Annotated in this window: 13 protein-coding genes; 6 read left to right on the top strand and 7 right to left on the bottom strand. The window is 65.6% G+C overall.

Features of this window, described 5'->3' with window-relative positions:
* Position 1: 1 nt before the first annotated feature.
* The 5 genes from pglZ to J2853_RS44140 all read right to left on the bottom strand — a co-directional run bounded on the left by pglZ (position 2) and on the right by J2853_RS44140 (position 11,256).
* Positions 2 to 2,644 carry a BREX-2 system phosphatase PglZ gene (gene pglZ, locus J2853_RS44160; RefSeq protein WP_307567815.1) on the bottom strand — a complete coding sequence of 881 codons (2,643 nt, stop codon included), beginning with the start codon at positions 2,642 to 2,644 and terminating at the stop codon, positions 2 to 4.
* Positions 2,641 to 6,342 (bottom strand): DUF6079 family protein, encoded by a 3,702-nt coding sequence (locus J2853_RS44155; RefSeq protein WP_307567811.1) that lies wholly within the window; start codon positions 6,340 to 6,342, stop codon positions 2,641 to 2,643. Before J2853_RS44155 ends, pglZ begins: the two co-directional genes overlap by 4 nt.
* A 4-nt stretch (positions 6,343 to 6,346) precedes the next feature.
* On the bottom strand, positions 6,347 to 9,925 hold the full coding sequence (pglX, locus tag J2853_RS44150) for a BREX-2 system adenine-specific DNA-methyltransferase PglX (protein WP_307567810.1): 3,579 nt from the start codon (positions 9,923 to 9,925) through the stop codon (positions 6,347 to 6,349).
* 236 nt (positions 9,926 to 10,161) lie between these two features.
* Complete coding sequence (locus tag J2853_RS44145; protein WP_307567808.1) at positions 10,162 to 10,383, bottom strand: DUF397 domain-containing protein; 222 nt, start codon at positions 10,381 to 10,383, stop codon at positions 10,162 to 10,164.
* A gap of 15 nt (positions 10,384 to 10,398) precedes the next feature.
* Positions 10,399 to 11,256 (bottom strand): helix-turn-helix domain-containing protein, encoded by an 858-nt coding sequence (locus tag J2853_RS44140; RefSeq protein ID WP_307567806.1) that lies wholly within the window; start codon positions 11,254 to 11,256, stop codon positions 10,399 to 10,401.
* 247 nt (positions 11,257 to 11,503) lie between these two features.
* On the opposite strand from J2853_RS44140, the gene J2853_RS44135 reads away from it, so the two are divergent.
* Positions 11,504 to 11,767: a hypothetical protein gene (locus J2853_RS44135; RefSeq protein ID WP_307567804.1), complete on the top strand. Its 264-nt coding sequence runs from the start codon at positions 11,504 to 11,506 to the stop codon at positions 11,765 to 11,767.
* Positions 11,764 to 12,171 carry an ATP-binding protein gene (locus J2853_RS44130; RefSeq protein ID WP_307567802.1) on the top strand — a complete coding sequence of 136 codons (408 nt, stop codon included), beginning with the start codon at positions 11,764 to 11,766 and terminating at the stop codon, positions 12,169 to 12,171. Before J2853_RS44135 ends, J2853_RS44130 begins: the two co-directional genes overlap by 4 nt.
* Here J2853_RS44130 and J2853_RS44125 read toward each other — a convergent pair.
* Positions 12,165 to 12,455: a hypothetical protein gene (locus J2853_RS44125; protein ID WP_307567800.1), complete on the bottom strand. Its 291-nt coding sequence runs from the start codon at positions 12,453 to 12,455 to the stop codon at positions 12,165 to 12,167. The two genes, J2853_RS44130 and J2853_RS44125, sit on opposite strands and share 7 nt — an antisense overlap.
* 89 nt (positions 12,456 to 12,544) lie before the next feature.
* On the opposite strand from J2853_RS44125, the gene J2853_RS44120 reads away from it, so the two are divergent.
* The gene (locus J2853_RS44120) at positions 12,545 to 12,988 is read left to right on the top strand and encodes a hypothetical protein (protein ID WP_307567798.1); all 444 of its coding nucleotides are present in this window, start codon (positions 12,545 to 12,547) and stop codon (positions 12,986 to 12,988) included.
* A gap of 1 nt (position 12,989) precedes the next feature.
* Here the strand turns inward: J2853_RS44120 and J2853_RS44115 are convergent, their stop codons facing one another.
* On the bottom strand, positions 12,990 to 14,969 hold the full coding sequence (locus J2853_RS44115; RefSeq protein ID WP_307567797.1) for a DUF6571 family protein: 1,980 nt from the start codon (positions 14,967 to 14,969) through the stop codon (positions 12,990 to 12,992).
* 451 nt (positions 14,970 to 15,420) lie between these two features.
* Between J2853_RS44115 and J2853_RS44110 the strand changes: the two genes are divergently transcribed.
* The 3 genes from J2853_RS44110 to J2853_RS44100 all read left to right on the top strand — a co-directional run bounded on the left by J2853_RS44110 (position 15,421) and on the right by J2853_RS44100 (position 16,587).
* Complete coding sequence (locus J2853_RS44110; RefSeq protein ID WP_307567795.1) at positions 15,421 to 15,660, top strand: hypothetical protein; 240 nt, start codon at positions 15,421 to 15,423, stop codon at positions 15,658 to 15,660.
* 217 nt (positions 15,661 to 15,877) lie between these two features.
* Positions 15,878 to 16,258, top strand: coding sequence for a type II toxin-antitoxin system RelE/ParE family toxin (locus J2853_RS44105; RefSeq protein ID WP_307567793.1), 381 nt, complete (start codon positions 15,878 to 15,880; stop codon positions 16,256 to 16,258).
* The gene (locus J2853_RS44100) at positions 16,255 to 16,587 is read left to right on the top strand and encodes a helix-turn-helix domain-containing protein (RefSeq protein WP_307567791.1); all 333 of its coding nucleotides are present in this window, start codon (positions 16,255 to 16,257) and stop codon (positions 16,585 to 16,587) included. The genes J2853_RS44105 and J2853_RS44100 overlap by 4 nt, the downstream gene beginning before the upstream one ends.
* Positions 16,588 to 16,597: the final 10 nt, after the last annotated feature.

Genomic DNA, 16,597 nt, shown 5'->3' with positions numbered 1-16,597 from the left:
TTCACGGCTTGGAGACTCCGAACTGCTCGGCGAGCAGGGCGGTGTCGAGCTCCACCGTCACCTCGTCGAGGTCGTAACTTACCGGATCGTAACCGTCGATGCTGAGCACTCTCCGAACCGCTGCCAGCACGTTCCGCAACCGTGCGGCGGGGACCTCCGCGACGGCCGACAGGGTGCTCTCGTGCAACCGTCCGGCGTTGGCGAGCAGGGCACCCAGCACGGCGCGGACCCGGGCGTCGTCGGGGGCGGCCCGGCCCGCGCGTGCCCGCTGCGCCGCGTAGAGCTCGGAGCCGAGGAGGTCATCGAGGAAGCGTTCCCAGCCGGGCCGGGCGAGAGGAGCGGCCATCTCCTCGAAGCTGATCAGCTCGGCCTGGCCTTCGGGTGCCTTCGAGCGCGACGGCTCGACCAGCGGCGCCCGCCGGACCGTGACGGCGCTGTGCCACCAGGTGGGCTCCTGGGCCGGGGCGGGCTTCCACCCGGCGACCTCGTCCACGGGTCTGGCGCTGAACACCGCGAACGGCACCGCGACCTCGGCCCCGGAAGCGCCGCCGTGGTAGCCCGCGCGCTTGTGCCCGTAGCGGATGTCCTCCCGCCAGGGCAGCACGACGCTGCCGCCGCCGAGGAGCACCCGGCGGCCCTTGAAGAGGATCTCCCCGTCCGCAGGCGCGATCTTCGAGGGCCTCCAGCGTCCGGACTCCGAACCGGTGCCCGAACGCAGCGTGCTGTCGCGTTCCACCACGTGGCCGTGGTCGGAGGTGAGGATGAGCAATCGCCCGGAAGTACGTGCGCTGTCCAGCAGCGCTGCCAGGTGCTGCACCTGATCGGCCTTCCAGTCGACGGTCTGGTCCGCCTTGTCCAGCGAGTCGTCGACGGTGTTGAGCACGACGCCGACCACCCTGGCCGACCCCTCGATCGCCGACTTCACCACGGGGTCGAGGGTGTGCCCGTCCGGGGCGCGCAGATCGTCCTTGTGGAACAGCCTGGCCTGCCCGTCGCCGACCGCGCCGGGGAAGGCGGTCTTCTCGTCGTACTGCCCGCCGGTGTGCAGCACTCCGGTGAGCAGGCTCGTACGGCAGGTCTCGGTGACGGTGGGCAGGGCCGGAAGCAGCACCCGCCGGTGCCCGAGGGAGGAGTCGATCAGCTCGGTCCACCGCTTCGCGGCGAGACTGTCGGCCAGCTCCGCGAGGACGCCGGCGGACATCCCGTCGAGGACGACGAGGAGCGCCCGACCGAGAGGGCGCACAAGCGTGGCTAGCGCGGACTCGATCGGGACCAGGCTGCCGGGGGCACTGTCGGCGGCGACCGCCACGGCCAGGTGTCCGGCGAGCCTGCGGTCGCGCTCGCCGCGACGGGCCGCGACGGCGGCCAGCAGCTTCTGGTAGACCGCGGCGACCTTGTCATCGGTGTCACGCACGTCGCCGAAGGCCCACTCCACGTAGGCGCCGGACCGGACCTGGTCGTGCAGCGCGTCGGCGAGGGTAGGGGCCGGTTCGTCGGAAGTCGCCAGCCATCGGACCAGCCGCAGAGCCATCCTCGCCGCGTTCGTGCGCGCGTTGAGCCCGGCCAGCTCGTGAGCCACGAGCGTGCCGTGTGCCTTCTCGACCTGTTCCAGCGTCACGGCGTCCGGAACCGGAAGGCAGCGTCCCAGCGCCGTGGCGAACGCACGCAGTCGCAGATCGTAGGAGCCGGGCAGGAGCGTGGAGTTGACCAGGAGCTTGTCCGCGTTGAACTCCCGCAGCAGTGCCTCGGCCCGCTCCAGCAGGCTGTCCGGACGGTCGAGCTGGCCGATCAGCGCGTCCGCCGCTCTCGCCCAGGCCTGTGCCTGCTCGGCGGGCAGATCCGCCCCGCCTACCCTGGCCCTGACCAGGCCCCGAGCCTCGGCGGCGGCCCGAGCGTCGCCACGCCACAGCAGGCCCGCGACCAGCGCGAGCGGTACGGCGTCGCCGCCGTGCCCGACCTCCGCCGCACGGAGCGTCCAGGTTCCGGCCACCCCGGTGACCCCGCTCAACCAGGCGGTGAGCCCCTCCCGGACGTCGACGGGGAGCGAGGTCAACCGGTGGACGGCGACCGGGTCGAGGCTCCAGCGCAGCAGCCCGAGCGCGTCGGGGTGGGCGGCCGGAACGTAGCGGTCGCCGTCCCGGGACTCACCGAACACGACCGAGGCGAGGTGGCCGAGAGCATGGTCGCGGGTGAGCGTCCCGCCGGGGGCCTTCGGCCAGCCGTCGGCGGGCTCCCAGCGGGCCAGCGCCCCGGCGGCCCATCCCTCGTCCAGCAGCAGGGGGTCGATGTCCCTCGCCTCGAAGGACTGCTTGAGCATGTCCCAGGGGCGCAGGGTGAGCAGCCGCCCCTCGTTGACGAGGTGCGCGCGGATCCCGATGCCCAGGTCGTCGTCGGCGAGGTCGGTGAGGACGACCAGGTAGCCGTCGCCGTGCCGGAGCATCGCCTCCCGGACGGCAAGCGGGGACGGGCAGATCTCGACCCGGACGGGGCTCCCCCCCACGGGGAACTCGTGCTCTCCGGCCCACTCGGGCCGTGCCTGGATGCCGACCACGCGCTTCTCGCGGTCGGACCTCTGGAGCTTGCCGACGATCGCGCGGACCAGCGGCAGGGTCGCGGTGGCCAGGGACGTACGGGACTCGGTCACTTGTGCGCGCTCCAGTTGATGGTGATCTCCGCACCGGGGTGAAGCTGGGCGAAGGCCTGCAACTCGGCCAGGGCGTCGGCGATCCGCGCGGCTCCGACCTTGGCCGACCCGCTAGCGGCGGGCGCCACCTCGTCCGCCGGATCCACTGGCGGGTCGACGGTCTGCCCCCCGGGCCCGACCGGCCGCACGGGGGGAGGATCGACCGATGGCACCACCGGTGGAACGACCCGAACCTGGCTCGCCAGGATCATCTGGGCCGTGCGCCGCGTGTCCCTCAACGCCGTCTCCAGCGAGTCCTGGAACTCGTTGCGAGCCGCCGTGTCGCGGAGCTTTGCCAGTACGGAGACGGCCTGCGGGTCGTGGGACATGGACGCGATGGCGTTCAGCAGGTCCCAGTCCATGTCCTCCAGTCGCGCCACGACGTCCCGTGCGGACTTGAGTGACTTGGCGAGAACTTCCTCGATGACCGACGTTTTCGCGTCCGCGAGAGCCTCGGCCAGGTCGGCCGGGTCGCTCTTGCCGAGGAGCCTCGCGACCAGCGAGGACGCGTCCTGGGCGGTGGCGAGTCTTCCCGAGTCCTCCGCCAGGCCCAAGACGTCACGGTGGGAGTTGAGCACGGTGACGAGATCCCGGGCCGGGACCTGCAGCTCGCGTGCCTCCTCGCGGATACCGGCGGCGAGGCGGTTGACGTTGGCCGCCGTCTTCAGCGGCGTGACGTGCACGCCGAAGATCTTCGCCGCACGTTCCACCGCCCGCCGCCAGGTGGACTCGTTGGGCAGCCGGGGAAGGCGCAGCTCGTAGCTGCCGTCGATGCGCTCCAGCGGAGGCCGGGCGACGGGACCGCTGCCGTTCTGGAACCACGCGCGGTCCTGGGTGAGCGCGAAGGCCGCGATGACCAGTCCCCGCGTGACCGCGTCGAGCCCGCGCGGGTGGGGCTGGTCCAGCCACTCGATCAGCCGGTCGACGCCGATGACCTCGTCGAGCCCGTCCTGGGCGGCGCGCTGGGTGAAGTGCTTGCGCCAGGGAAAGGTCTCGGCGCTGAGCAGGAAGGCGTTCTCCAGTGCCTCGCCGACGCCGAGCGGGTTGGCGACCTTGCGGAGCACGTCGCGGTCCTTGACCGGCATCGGGACGCGACCGGTCTCCTCCGCCGCGGCGTTGTCGAGATACTGCAGCACGATGGCCGCCTCGGGCCTGCGGACCTCGCTCGCGAACTTCGGATGGTCGGGATACTGCGAGGTGAGCATCTGGTCGAGCAGGTGGGTCAGGCACTCCGCCAGCCGCGCGCCCACCGGGGCCCCAAGGCTGAGCCGTGGTTCGAGGGTGGCGAAGAACGCGCTGTGCCCGCGGGTGGTGTCGATGTCGGCGGGTTCGCGCCTGGCCGCGCCGTAGGCCTGCTGGATGACCTGCCTGAGCTTGGTCTCCAGGGTGGTCTTCCGGTTGATCAGAAGCGCCTTGGCCGCAGCCCGGTCCTGGACGGAGAGATTGCTGGCGTTCTGCTCGTAGCGGTCGTTGGAAGCGAGGAGGTAGCGCAGCGCGACCAGCTCGCCGAGGTCCTTCTCCCGCTCCTGGGTGAAGAACGCGGGGATCCACGCCACGCTTTTGCTTTCGACGCCCTCGCGTTCCAGCTTCTCGAAGCGGGCGAGATCGTGGTCGGGGCCGTGCCCCGTGTCGTCGAACGGGAAGTCGATGACCAGCTTCCAGCGGTTGCCGTCGGCGGTGAGGGCCGTCCGGTCCAGCTCCTCCTCGTCGCGGATGTTGCCGTAGACGATGTCGACGACCCGGCGGCTGCCACGCCAGACGAAGGAGTGCGTGTAGGCACCGCCAATCGTGTCGCTCGGCACGTTCACGCCGAGCGACTCGAAGATCAGGTCGCGCAACAGGCGGCGGCGCTCTCCCTTGTTGTCCTGGTTGCGGACCCGCTCCAGCACGCTCTCGTAGTCGACCCCGGCGAGCTGGATGCTGATCAGCGGGTTGGCCGGGTCGTCTGCGAGGTGGATCTCGCTGACCCCGGAGGCCGCCAGGTCGCGGAAGAGCGCCAGCACTCGCTGGCTCTCCATCCCCTTGAGCGGGGTGGCGATGGTGCCGTGGTTGAGCGCGGCCAGTTTCTGCGAGGTGAGTGTGCTGAGCGCCGGGACACCGGGCGCGAGGGCTGCCAGCAACGCGGTCTTGACCAGACGGGCGTCGACGACGAACGCATGTGTGCGCGGCAGCCCCTTGACGTCCTCGGCGGAGTCGAGCCGGTGTTTCGAAAGCAGCCGGGGCAGCAGCTTCTCGTCGTAGAGGGTGCGCGCGTTGGTGAAGTGCTGCTTCATCTCGTCGGTGAGCGGCACGACGCCGGAGTCCATCAGCACGTCGTAGACGTCCCCGACGGGGATGATGTCGTCGACGGTCAACTCGTCCCGGCCTCGCCGCAGCAGCTCGGCCATGGTACGCAGCGCCGTACGCTCGCGCTGGAGCAGCCCGGACAGCGCGACCATGGTCGAGACCAGCGCCGGGGAGAACGGGTAGGTGCTCTGGAACGCCGCCGCGTCGGAGGAGCCGTCCGGCCCCTCCAGCAGGACGTTCCACACCTTCGGCTCGCGGGTCACCTTGACGAAGGCCGCGTCGAGCGCGCCCTGGGTCCCGGGCCGCTCCTTCAGCAGCCGGCGCTTGACGATCACCGGCAAGTTGCGGTCTTCGAGGGTGACCTGGTTGAAGCGGTCCTCCCACCAGCGGAACGTCTCGCCGATGGCGTACTTCTCCGCGCCGGGGATGTTCGTGCCGAGAAAGTCGCGCAGGTCACGCTGGCGGGCGACGAACGACACCAGCGGCACCGCGCGCTGGGTGGAGGCCGACTCGACCAGCTTGGCGACCTTGGAGCCCTCTTTGCCGACGAAGGCCGGGTCGGAGCTGCGCGAGGCGAGCCAGAGCACCAGCTCGTCGAGGAAGAGCACGACGCAGTCGTAGCCGAGCCGCTTGGCGTGGATGCTGATCACCTCCAGTCCCTCGTCCAGCGGGAGGTAGGCCGCACCGCGCGTGTAGCCGGTGAAGTAGGCCCCGACGAGCGCGGAGACCAGACTGCCTCGCCCTGCGTCACCCACGTCCGCCCGGCGCGCCTGCTCGTACGACTCCGCACTCCAGTTACCCGCCAGACCGCCCCAGCCGGGGTTGGACATCTGGCCGAGACCGGCGAAGAACGCCTCGTCTCCGAGGCGGGCCCGCAGGTTGTCGGCGTCGGCGAAGAGGCTGTCCGTGCTGTGCACCTCGGGCAGCGATGCCCCCGGCTCCAGGCGGCGGATCTGCTCAATGTAACCGCCGAGTACGGCCGCCTCGATCGACTCGACGCCGACCAGGTGGTAGGTGAGACAGAGGATTTTCCGACCGGGCAGCCACCCGTCGTGCTTGGCGAGCGTCGGCACCAGCCCCTGCAGCTCGCGGGCATCGGGATCGTGCTTGAGCACGGCGTGCAGCACCGACATGAAGTGGCTCTTGCCGGAGCCGAACGAGCCGTGCAGGAACGCCGCGTCGCTCTTGTTCTTCTCCAGCGCGCCCTTCACCAGCGACAGCGCCGCATCGAAGCTCTCGGCGAGCTGGGACGTGACGACGTAGTTGTCCAGAGTCGCCTTGACCTCGGAGACACCGTCGCTGAGCTTGAGCACGAAGTCGTTCGCGCTCAGCTCCTCGCTGATGTAGAGGACGTCCCTGAGCGGGGTCGCCATGTCGTCAGCTCTCCTTCTTCGTGTTCCTCGCGCCGCCTCGCCGCTTGGCTTCAGGCCGCCACTTGGCCAGAGTCTCCCTGGTGAGCCCCCGCTCGGCGAGCTGGCTCTCCAGCCACGCGGTGAAATAGTCGGCCGGCGAGCCGGCGTAGAGATCCTCGTAGTCGTGGTGCCACTGGTGCAACCACGGCTCCAGCTCCGCCAGGCCCGCGAGCAGCGCCGTGGCCCGCCCGTCGTCTGTAGGGTAGCCGCGCTCGATCAGCATGTTCGCCAGCGCGGTGGCCTGCTGGAGGTGGTCCCAGCCCGCCCAGCCGTAGACGGGGGTCGCGTCGTTCTCCCGCTGAGCACCCGGATAACCGACGAACCGCTCCTTGGGCACGTCGAGCTTGCCTCGATGCTTCCAGTAGGAGATGTTCGCGAAGTCCTTCGGGGCATACTTCGGTGGGACCGGGATGTCGACCTTCTCCCCCGCGTCCTCCCTGCGTTGCAGCGCCCAGACCTCTTCCCAGTCCTGCCGTTTGAGCAGGCCGGTGGCGGAGTAGCGGTAGGCGGCGAGGTAGGGGACGGGCTCGTCCTTGAGCAGGGCGACGATCTCGGAAGTGAGGTCGTAGTCGGGGCGGCCGACGTAGAGATCCATGACCTGCCGGAAATCGGCATCGATGCGCACCAGATCTGCGAGCTGCGCCACAGAGAGCGTCCGGGGCGCCCCATCCACGATCCAGAGGCTCTCGTCCTCCAGCCGGTCCAGCAACCAGGTGCGCAGCGCCTCGGCGCGCGTCTTCTCGTAAGGCTCGACGGACCAACGGCGCTTGCATTCGGGGGTCTCGACAAGGTTCATCAGCGGCTTGTTCTTGATGATCTCGATCCGCCGCCGGACGAGATCCTGGTATGCCTGGGGCCAGTGGGAAGGAATGTCCCTGATCGGTGTGGAACTGTGCCGATCGAACCAGACGGTCTCGGTCTTACCGTCGAGAAACTCAGCTCCGAGGATGAGCTCAAACGCCCGCTCGCCGAGCGCCAGGCCGGGAAGGTCGTCGGCAGAATAGGACAGATCCTCGTCGAGGATGCCGTAGAGCTTGTAGACCTCCCAATCCAATTCCTCCTGGATGCTGATCATCTCGGCTCGGATCGCTTCATATCGCTTCCGCGCCTCCACTAAGGCTTCACGAGTCGGTACAGCCTGCGCGCACACTGCTTGTGGGGTGACAGAAGTCAACTCTTGGGCGAGCGCGTCGAGCCGTTGAGCCCGCTCTAACGAAGCACCGCTGGGCAACGGAAACTTAGCGATGTTAGTGGAATTAAATTGAGCAAACCGCTCCCAAGCAGCGCTCGTAATTCCACCGCCCTCGCCTCGATTACCCTTATCATGACAGACCTGCTTGAGCCAGAAACAGGCCGTGGAGGAGTTGAGTATTCCAAGCAGTCGCAGGTGATCATCTTCTGTTGATTTTTCAGGAAGCTTGATAACAGGCGCTGTCTGCTTGAAGACCTTCCCACCCCGATCCAATGAGAAGTGGTTATGTGTAGCTACTTCTGCAAACGCAATCGACAGCGACTCTCGATGACGGTCAGCAAAAAACATTCCGAGATCAAACCAACGCAAACCTCGCCGTTCGGGGAATTTTCCGAAATATAGACGATTCTTCAAATTTGTACGCCAAACCCAAACATATTTCTTTACATCATATGAGATTTCACGCCTCCCCCCATTCCATTCTTGCGGCATCAAAGTGAAGGCAGGATCAATAATTCGAAAATCTCGCACCTCATCACCATTAACAAGTCGAGCACACAGATCTCCAAGCTTTCGTCGCCGGACCACTCCTTCTGGAAGAAGGTAGACATCATCTTCAAGGGTTAGGCACGTCATACCAATGTCTGCAGGGATCGCTCCGAGACGAACCTTTTGCTGACCAATAATATCTAAAAGTTCCGTTGCCCCGCCACCGGAAAGCGACCAAGGATGAGCGGCCAATCTTTCCCGGGGAAGATTAACGACAGAGACGTAGCCTGTTTCAACTCCGGGACTGTCGACATTATCAACAATGGAGCGCCAAACCAGTCCTTGAGCAGGATCGTTGGGTTGAGAAGGTTCACCGCGAACCCCCAGGACGGCACGCACGTCACTGGTCAAAGTTCGATCGCGGTTTTTGCCGATTAGAATAACCGTCGGCGTTCCGTGCCCAGGAATATAGGCGCCAGAGGTATCGACAACCTGAGTCAGATCCACCATGTTGGCGAAAAAATCATTGATAAGCTTCTTGCCAAACTCCCGCTTCATAAATGAGTTGGCGGTTATTTGACCGACATACCCTGGACGCTCATTGTCTTTGATTGCCAATCGGAAGAATAATTCCGCAAACGGCACCGACAGGGCATATTTACCTGAACATGTCTTCTTATAGCGCTCTCGATAAGCCTCGTTGAGTGCCTTGTCCTTGACCGTGATGTAAGGCGGGTTGCCGACGACCACGTGGTAACGGCTATAGTCAAGGATACCAGGGAAGCGATCGACATCTTCCCAGTCGTAAAGATGGGAGGCGAGCGGATCATTGTCTAGGACGTCGAGGGCCATCTGACGACCACCACCGAATTTGCCACCGCCGTACAGCAGTGTGTCACCCGTAGCGATATTGAGGCTAAGCGCGGGCACATTCGGACCATCGAGACGAGTAACCTCACACGCCTTCAATGCCGTCACCATCAGGCGGAACTTGGTGATCGCCGTCGCGGTCGGATTGATGTCAACACCGTGAATGGCATCAAGCACCTTCTGCACCCGCACCCGCTCGTCCAGCCCTGGCTGATAGGTGACCCATTCCTTAAGTAGTCGGTCGAACGCCCCCAGCAGGAAGTGTCCCGATCCACAGGTCGGGTCGATCAGCTTGAGTCCCTCAAGCCCGAAGTCGTTCAGTGCCGGATCGAGGACTCGCTCAAGGATGAACTCCTCGACAAAGACCGGGGTCTGCAGCAGTGCGTATCGCTTGCGGATGTGCTCGGACAGGTCCTGGTAGAGATCACCGAGGAAGCGGGTGTCGAGATCGGCACTGTGGAAGTCGTCATGGGCCAGCCGTACCCCGTCCACGTCCCGTCGGCGAAAGACAGCGATTAGTTCCTCGGCCTGGTCGGCGGAGATGTCCCACCACCAGACAAAGTCGGTGTCGGGGAAGAGCGCGTGCCCCGCGCGGGTGGAGCGGAGCCAGGTGAAGGACTCACGCAACCACTCGCGAGCGGTCAACCGGGGGTTGCGCTGGATCCAGGCGGCCTCGGCGTCGGCTGCGCCAGAAGTGGCATGACCGGCGGCGTCGCGGGAGGCGATCCATCGGTGGCCAGTGAGGTCGTTGTCCTCGCAGAAGCGGATGAAGGCACAGGCGATCACCCAAGAGCTGGCGGCTTGGGCGCACTGGGCAGTGAGCCAGTCGTTCCAACTCTCCCCCGTGCGTCCGATGCCGCCGGCGGTGCGGTGCATCTCCTTCAGCCGATCACCGATCTCGGGAACCCGTCCCGCCTGCTCTCGCAGGTCGTCGGCGACACGCCCCGCCTGCTTCTGAAGATCCTTGAGCAGTGCGGCGGAGATAACCGACACCTGATCACCCTTCTCGTCCCGTCACAGCCACCGGCTACCTTGCGGACCGACGTGCATCGCGATGTGTCACGATGCACTGCCAGTCTGGCAAGTTCGGCACAGCGTGCCGGGCCAGCCCGATAACAATATGGGCGCGCGAAGGACAGGTATGACAGTCCTCGGAGACGGGCTCCGGTCAGGTCCCGGCCAGTCGTACAGCCGCCAGGAAAACGGCGAACGCCGTACTGCCATAACGGTCAGACCAGATCGTCGAACTCTCTACCCTTGACTCCGCCGATGAAAGCCTGCCACTCAGAAGGAGTGAAGATCAGTGCCGGACCCCCTCGGTCCTTGCTGTCACGCACACCTACCCGACCTCCGGCCAGCGAGGCGACTTCGACACAGCTACCGCCGTTCCCACCGCTGCGGGTGCTCTTGCGCCAGACGGCATCGGACAGCTCCTCGTGGGACACCCGCATCCCCTTTCCCCGCACTTAGAGATCTTCTTTGACGAGCTTCGCGACCATGGCGATCGAATCCCTCGGATCGAGCGCCGAAGCGCGCAGGTGGTCGTATGTCAGCGTATATGCCCGGACTTCCTCGGGCTTCTCCAAATACAGGCTCCCGGTCATGTACTCCAAGTAGGCGACCTCGCTGGCCCCTTCGGAGAAGGACAGGATGGCGAAGGATCCGAGCATCGCCGCGTGCGCACCTATCCCATAGGGCAGGACTTGAAGGGTCACATTGGGCTGCGCCGAGACCTCAACCAGGTGTCGCAGTTGGTCCTTCATGACGCAGGCACCACCGACACGACGGCGTAGAGCCGCCTCGTTCATAATTGCCCAGAAGTGCATGGGCTGTTCAGATCGTGTGATGACGTCCTGACGGGCCATGCGGAGACTGACATGCCGTTCTATCTCGTCGGGCGCATCCATCACCCTTGCCGCCTGGTAGACGGCTCGAGCGTAGTCCTCGGTCTGTAGAAGTCCGTGGACGAGCTCGGGCTCGTAGTTGCGGAGTGACGACGCCTCCGCCTCCAGACCCACGTAGACCTGAAACCACTGCGGGATGACGTCGCTGTAGGCATGCCACCACCCACGCTCCCTCGCCTGCTTGGCCAGTTGAACGAGCGCTTCGTACTTAGCTCCCTCTCGAAGCCCGTAGAGCTGGAGCATGGCGCGGACGTCATTGACGGAAATCCGAAGCGTTCCGCCTTCCACCTTGGTCATCCTGGACGTCGACCAGTCCAGATGATCAGCCACTTCTTCTTGTTTGAGGCCGGCCGCGCCGCGCAGTTGCCGCAACTCCTGCAGCAAACGTCGATGACGGACCGTCGGCGAGAAGTTGGCCACAGGTCTCCCTCCCAATCTGCCTGATTGCTCACGCATCGTAATGAATCTTTGACTGTTCGCGCCAAAGCGCTTGCAGGTTCAGTTTTGCATGTGCACATTAAGCATGTGACATCCCGTGGAGAGTACTGCTGCACCCGCAAGCCGCGCTGCTCGTTCTGCAGGCAAGGCGAGCGACGGGCGCACAGGGAGCGAGCAGTCACGACCAGTACCGAACAGCTTCAGAGCCAACGAAGGAGTGGGCGACCAGATGAAGGTGCGCGATCTTCGAGAGTGGGGTTTTCACCTGATGGAGTTGGCCTGGGAGCTGAATGATCTCGGTTTCGACTCCGTGGTTCGCCTTCCTCCCGGTCGGCGCCCGAGCGTGGAGATCTTCCTGCCGCCGGGCCTGCCGAAAGCCACGACGGAGCAGCGGGGTCGGATCTCGGTATTCACCTGGGACCAGGGCCGCGACCGGCGGAGCCGTACCAGGATGAGGGAGGCGGCCGAGCGGATCGCGGAGGCGGCCCGGTGAGGGCGCTGGGACTGTTGGGGCAGGTCGAGCTCCCCGCAGAGGTCGCGTCCGTTCCCCTGGCCCGGCGCTACGTCCGCGATCTGCTGGATAGCACCGGACACGCGCGGACCGACGACGCGCTGCTGCTCGTCACCGAACTCGTCACCAACGCCGTACGCCATTCCGACTCCGGCCGGTGCCCCGGCGGCCGGGTCTCCGTCACCGTCGCCCACCACGACGGAACACTCCACATCGGCGTCATCGACGCCGGATCGGCCGGTCACCGGCCCCGGCTCTGCCCGAACGTGGGCCCCGACAGCGGCGGAGGCCGAGGGCTATGGCTGGTCCAGGAACTGGCCACCGCCTGGGGCTGGTACGACACTCTCTCCGGACGCGTGGTCTGGTTGCAGCTCGCCGTTCAGTGACGTCCGGCGGAGGACGAGCTTTTCGCCGGGACGGCTCGGAGTTCCTCTTCAATGGTTTCGATGAGGGCCTGGGCCGCCTTGCGCAGCCGTACGCGGCGGGCGCTCAGATCCTCGGCGAACTGCTGGGCCTTCGGGCCGACCCAGACGGGCTGGCCGGTGAACTGCCGATGGGCGGGGTCGAGCGCCGCCTCCAGGATCGCGACCCGCGTCCTGACCTCCGCCAGGGTCTGCTCCAGGAGCCGGCGTCGCGCATCGAGTGCCGATCCACCCAGAGGCTGACTCATGACCATCCCTCTATTCACGGGAGACACCGGACTGATCTATTGGACATTATGGGATTCACGGGAAATCCGACCAGCCCCCGGAGGACTTCATGGCACATTTCGTACGGCATGGCGCCATGATTTGCGCGGTGGCGTTATTGACGATTTCCGGTTGCGCCGAAACCGGGCCAACGGCCGCCGAGGCGGGTGAGACTCTGAGGCTCCACATCACCGAGCTGATGAAAGAGAGTCACGCCCTGGATGTGAAGGTCACCGACCCCGGCGGGCAGGACATTCCCTGCGGGGAGGACAAGGCCAGGCGGACCTTCGCGGCCACCGGCGAACATGCATCACCGAAACTCGGCGCAAACGCGCTCAACAGCCTCCTGCTGGGTGCACTCTCTCCAGTCGCCGACTACGAGATCATTGAAGATCCGGGCAACGCTCCCGTCCGACTCGCTAACAAGACGTACAGGACGGTGATCGTCTTGGAATCCCCAGGCCAAGGAAAGTACCTGGTCCGTGGTGAGACCGAGTGCCTCCCAACTTCATGAGCTAAAGGTCAAAAGCCAGGGCACGATCCTTACCCCGCTTGTTACCACTCTCGAACCAGTTCGCCATGCCATTGGATAAACCGCCCACCGAAAGCTCGTCGGGGCCGCCCATGCCGTTGGCATCGGCCCACTTCTCGAAGGCTACGAGACCTTTGTTGCCCTGCTTGAGCAGCTCGGGGAACGACCGGAGGTTGCCCTCCGCGTCGGTGATGGCCACACCCGGCGAGCCGTCGGCCTGAAACTCGGCCGGTGTCACCTTCGGTGCGAAGCCGGCGGCCATGAGCGTCTGCGCGAAGACGTGCTGGCGGCCAAGCGTCGCGTTCCCTTCGGCCTTGTCCAGCTTGTCCTCCCGCTTCTCGTCCTCCGGCCCAAAAGCGTCCTTGCCGGAGAAGCCGGTGCCCAGCACCAGCCAGGCCACCTGACCGGCCATGGTCGGCACCCACAGGCCGGTCAACCCCAGCGTCGAGCCGATGGCGAAACCCAGGATCTTCTTGCTCTGTTCGTCGACCATGTCCATGTTGCCCCGGACCTTCGCCGCGGCGGCCACCTCGAAACCGCGGACATTTCCCAGCGTGTTGAGCATTGGCTCCAGGGGCTCGATATCCCCGGTTCTTTTGACCGTCGCCAGGCTGTCGGCGATCAGACGCTGGGAGAGCCGTCCCATCCCCTCCTCGAACGGGGCGAGGTTCTCGTTCGTGTCGGCGAAGACCTTCATGAACGCGTAGGTGTCCTCCGGGCTCAGGGTGAACGCCGACTTCAGGCCCAGCGCCGAGGTCGTCGGTTTCAGCACGCTGGAATCGGTCATGTTGTCGTCGCCGATGGTGGCGCCCTCGGTGATCTCGGTGGCGTACGCGCCGGCGATCTCCGCCATGTGCACCCGTGCGGCCTCCCCGATCCTGACGTCGCCCAGCGTCGTCATCACCGCGAAGGCGAACGCGGCGGCCTCCTCGCTGTGCCTGCCGTCCTGCTCGTCGTAGGCGCCGGAGGCGGCGGCGAGCATGCGGCCGAAGGCGTCGGCCTTCTGTGCTCCCCCCGCGTACAGGCCACCGGCACGCTCGTTGAGTTTCTTCAGGAGCTCCTTCAGCTTCGACTGGTCCTTCGTGTACGGCCCCGTCACCTTCCCGACCGCCAGCCGAGCGGCGGCGGGGTTGTTTCCCAGGGCGTAGAGAAGCCCCGAAGTGATCTTGCGGGGATCCGCCAGCCCTCCCCACGCCGACGCCACCCCCGCCAGCCACTCGGCGGGAAACTCCCCCGAGGTCAGCAGGAGATCGGCGGCCCCCCGGTCGGACGGATCAGGACTCTGGACCGCGGCCTTGATCTTGGCGAACCCCGGGACCCGCGACCCTCCCGTGACCGCGCTGCCGAAGGCCTGGCTCAGCGTACGGAGCATCGACTCATTAGGATCGGGCGGGCCGGCGACCCCCCGAGGGGGCTCGGTGTGCACGCTCTCCCGCAGCAGCACGGGGAGATTAAAAGCACCCTCCGTACCGAGAGCGGCGAAGAAGGCCGCGGTGAAGTCTGCGTCGTTCTTGTTGCCGTCCAACTCCGCGATGACCTCGACATACTTTTCGGAGTCGGCATGGTGGGACCAGAATCCGACAGGACCGATGGCCAGTAGCCGTTTGCCCAGCGTCGTGCCCTGCTCGCGAGACTCTTCCGCGGTCCTGGAACCGCTCTCGTCGTAGGTGATCGGCCCGGCGCCGGGCAGCCACAGCGCGAACCTGTCGCTCTCCCTGATCGTCGCGTCACGCTGTCGCAGCTTCGGTAGCTCGTCATCGATCCAGCCCTCGATCTGCTTGATCGACTGCAGACCGGACGCCGGCACCTCCGCCGCCACGAGCAACTGGCGGATCCGCTCGGACTGCTCACCGATCACATCCCGGCCCCGTTCCAGGGCGGAGATGAAACCCTGCATCAGACCGGGATCGATTCCGGCGAAGTCCGGCGACAGCGGCCCTGTTCCCCGTGGAGTCGGTTCCATGATCTCCCTGATCGCATTCCCGATAATTCCACCATAAACGCAGAACAGGGACATTAAACAGCGAATGATAATAACTTGCCCGACACAAACGGACAATTCTGTTCAACTAACGAGGTGGACCAGCCCTATCCAGAACCTGACACGGAAATCAGGCGTAGTGGACGCGGATCAGGTAGTCGCCCTTGCGGTGAACAGCGAGGTTGGGAACCCGAGGACAGCTCATCGGCTCACCGAGCGTGATCTCTCCGGTCATGGGGCGAGGCTCGAGTTGCTCCCCCCATCGTGGACCGCAACCACTCGCACGTCGCCTCTCTGAGATCCGAGTCTCCACCGGTCCCATGCTGCGAGAAGCCAGGCAGCGCCAAGGCTTTGCGAAAATCGCGGTCGATCGTCATGGGGTCGGGTATTTTCAAGGAGTCGCGAAAGCGAGCACAGGCTTAACCGGGGCTTCATGCCCCCGAGGGCGCGGTCTCCGGACCGCGCCCTCTTTTCTTCCCCCCCAACCCGAGGCTGCGCCGCCTACGCCGCCGATGCCGAGCCCGACACCCTGCGCTACCGGCTGTGGCACCTGCCCGCCAAGCTGGTGCGCCACGCCCGCCACCGCATCCTGAAGATCCGCCCCAACTGGCCCTGGCGAGAGGCCTTCCTCACCTGCTGGCAGCGCCTGACCGTGCTCCCCGCGCCGACCTGACCACAGATCCCCCGCCCCGACGAGACGAAAGACCCCCTCCCGGAACTGTGGAAGCCTGGCGCAGCCGCAGCCGCAGCCGCAGCGACACGCGAAGGCCCGTCACCCTCGCCCAAGGGACAAAACGGTCAATTGATCATGGCAAGTCGACCCCGGCCACCCCTGACGAATCGAGTCCGATGCTCCACCCTGGAAGTATAGGATTTGCTATCCTCTTGGCGTGGATGACCATTGGGAGATCTACCACGTCAACGAGGTCCGGGAATGGATCGACGACCTACGCGTGACGGATCCGGAGACCTTCGATCTCATCGACGACGCGATTTATGCGCTGAGCCGTACGGGTCCAGAGCTCAAGCGACCGTTGGTCGGTAAGATCGAATCCTCGCGGGTATCTAACATGAAAGAGCTGCGCCCCGGCTCCTCGGGACGTAGCGAGGTCCGGATCCTCTTCGTTTTCGACCCTTGGCGATCAGCCATTTTGCTCGTGGCGGGTGATAAGGCTGGAAACTGGCGAGGGTGGTATCGCACGGCGATCCCGCTGGCTGAGGATCGTTACGAGACTTATCTGAAGGAACGCGCGGAGGAGGATGAGCTGTGAGCGGCTACAGCAAGTGGGATCGCGACGCCTACGTCGAGCGTGTCGGGGGCATCGAGGAAGCTGAGCGCAGGCATCGTGCCGTCATCGCCCGTGTCGACGCCTACCAGCTCGCGGAGATCCGTAAGCAGGTCGGTCTCACTCAGGCCGAACTCGCCGAGCGTATGGGAGTGACCAAGGGGCGTGTCTCTCAGATCGAGCAGGGCAAGGTTTTTACAGTCGATGCCATCGCCCGCTACGTCATGGCTCTCGGAGGGCGGCTTGATCTGGTCGCCGACTTCGGGGACCACACCTACAAGGTGGGCGGTGCGGAACAGCTCAAGGCGAGTTGACCTACTCGAA

The sequence above is a fragment of the Streptosporangium lutulentum genome (assembly GCF_030811455.1).
Lineage (GTDB): Bacteria > Actinomycetota > Actinomycetes > Streptosporangiales > Streptosporangiaceae > Streptosporangium > Streptosporangium lutulentum.
This window is presented reverse-complemented; position numbering and strand designations above follow the sequence as displayed.

What these genes read in the sequence shown, in the direction of transcription:
- J2853_RS44110 (WP_307567795.1), top strand. Translation starts at nt 15,421, where the DNA reads ATGCCCCCGAGGGCGCGGTCTCCGGACCGCGCCCTCTTTTCTTCCCCC.
- J2853_RS44125 (WP_307567800.1), bottom strand. Translation starts at nt 12,455, where the DNA reads ATGAGTCAGCCTCTGGGTGGATCGGCACTCGATGCGCGACGCCGGCTC.
- J2853_RS44155 (WP_307567811.1), bottom strand. Translation starts at nt 6,342, where the DNA reads ATGGCGACCCCGCTCAGGGACGTCCTCTACATCAGCGAGGAGCTGAGC.
- J2853_RS44145 (WP_307567808.1), bottom strand. Translation starts at nt 10,383, where the DNA reads ATGCGGGTGTCCCACGAGGAGCTGTCCGATGCCGTCTGGCGCAAGAGC.
- J2853_RS44135 (WP_307567804.1), top strand. Translation starts at nt 11,504, where the DNA reads ATGAAGGTGCGCGATCTTCGAGAGTGGGGTTTTCACCTGATGGAGTTG.
- J2853_RS44115 (WP_307567797.1), bottom strand. Translation starts at nt 14,969, where the DNA reads ATGGAACCGACTCCACGGGGAACAGGGCCGCTGTCGCCGGACTTCGCC.
- J2853_RS44120 (WP_307567798.1), top strand. Translation starts at nt 12,545, where the DNA reads ATGGCACATTTCGTACGGCATGGCGCCATGATTTGCGCGGTGGCGTTA.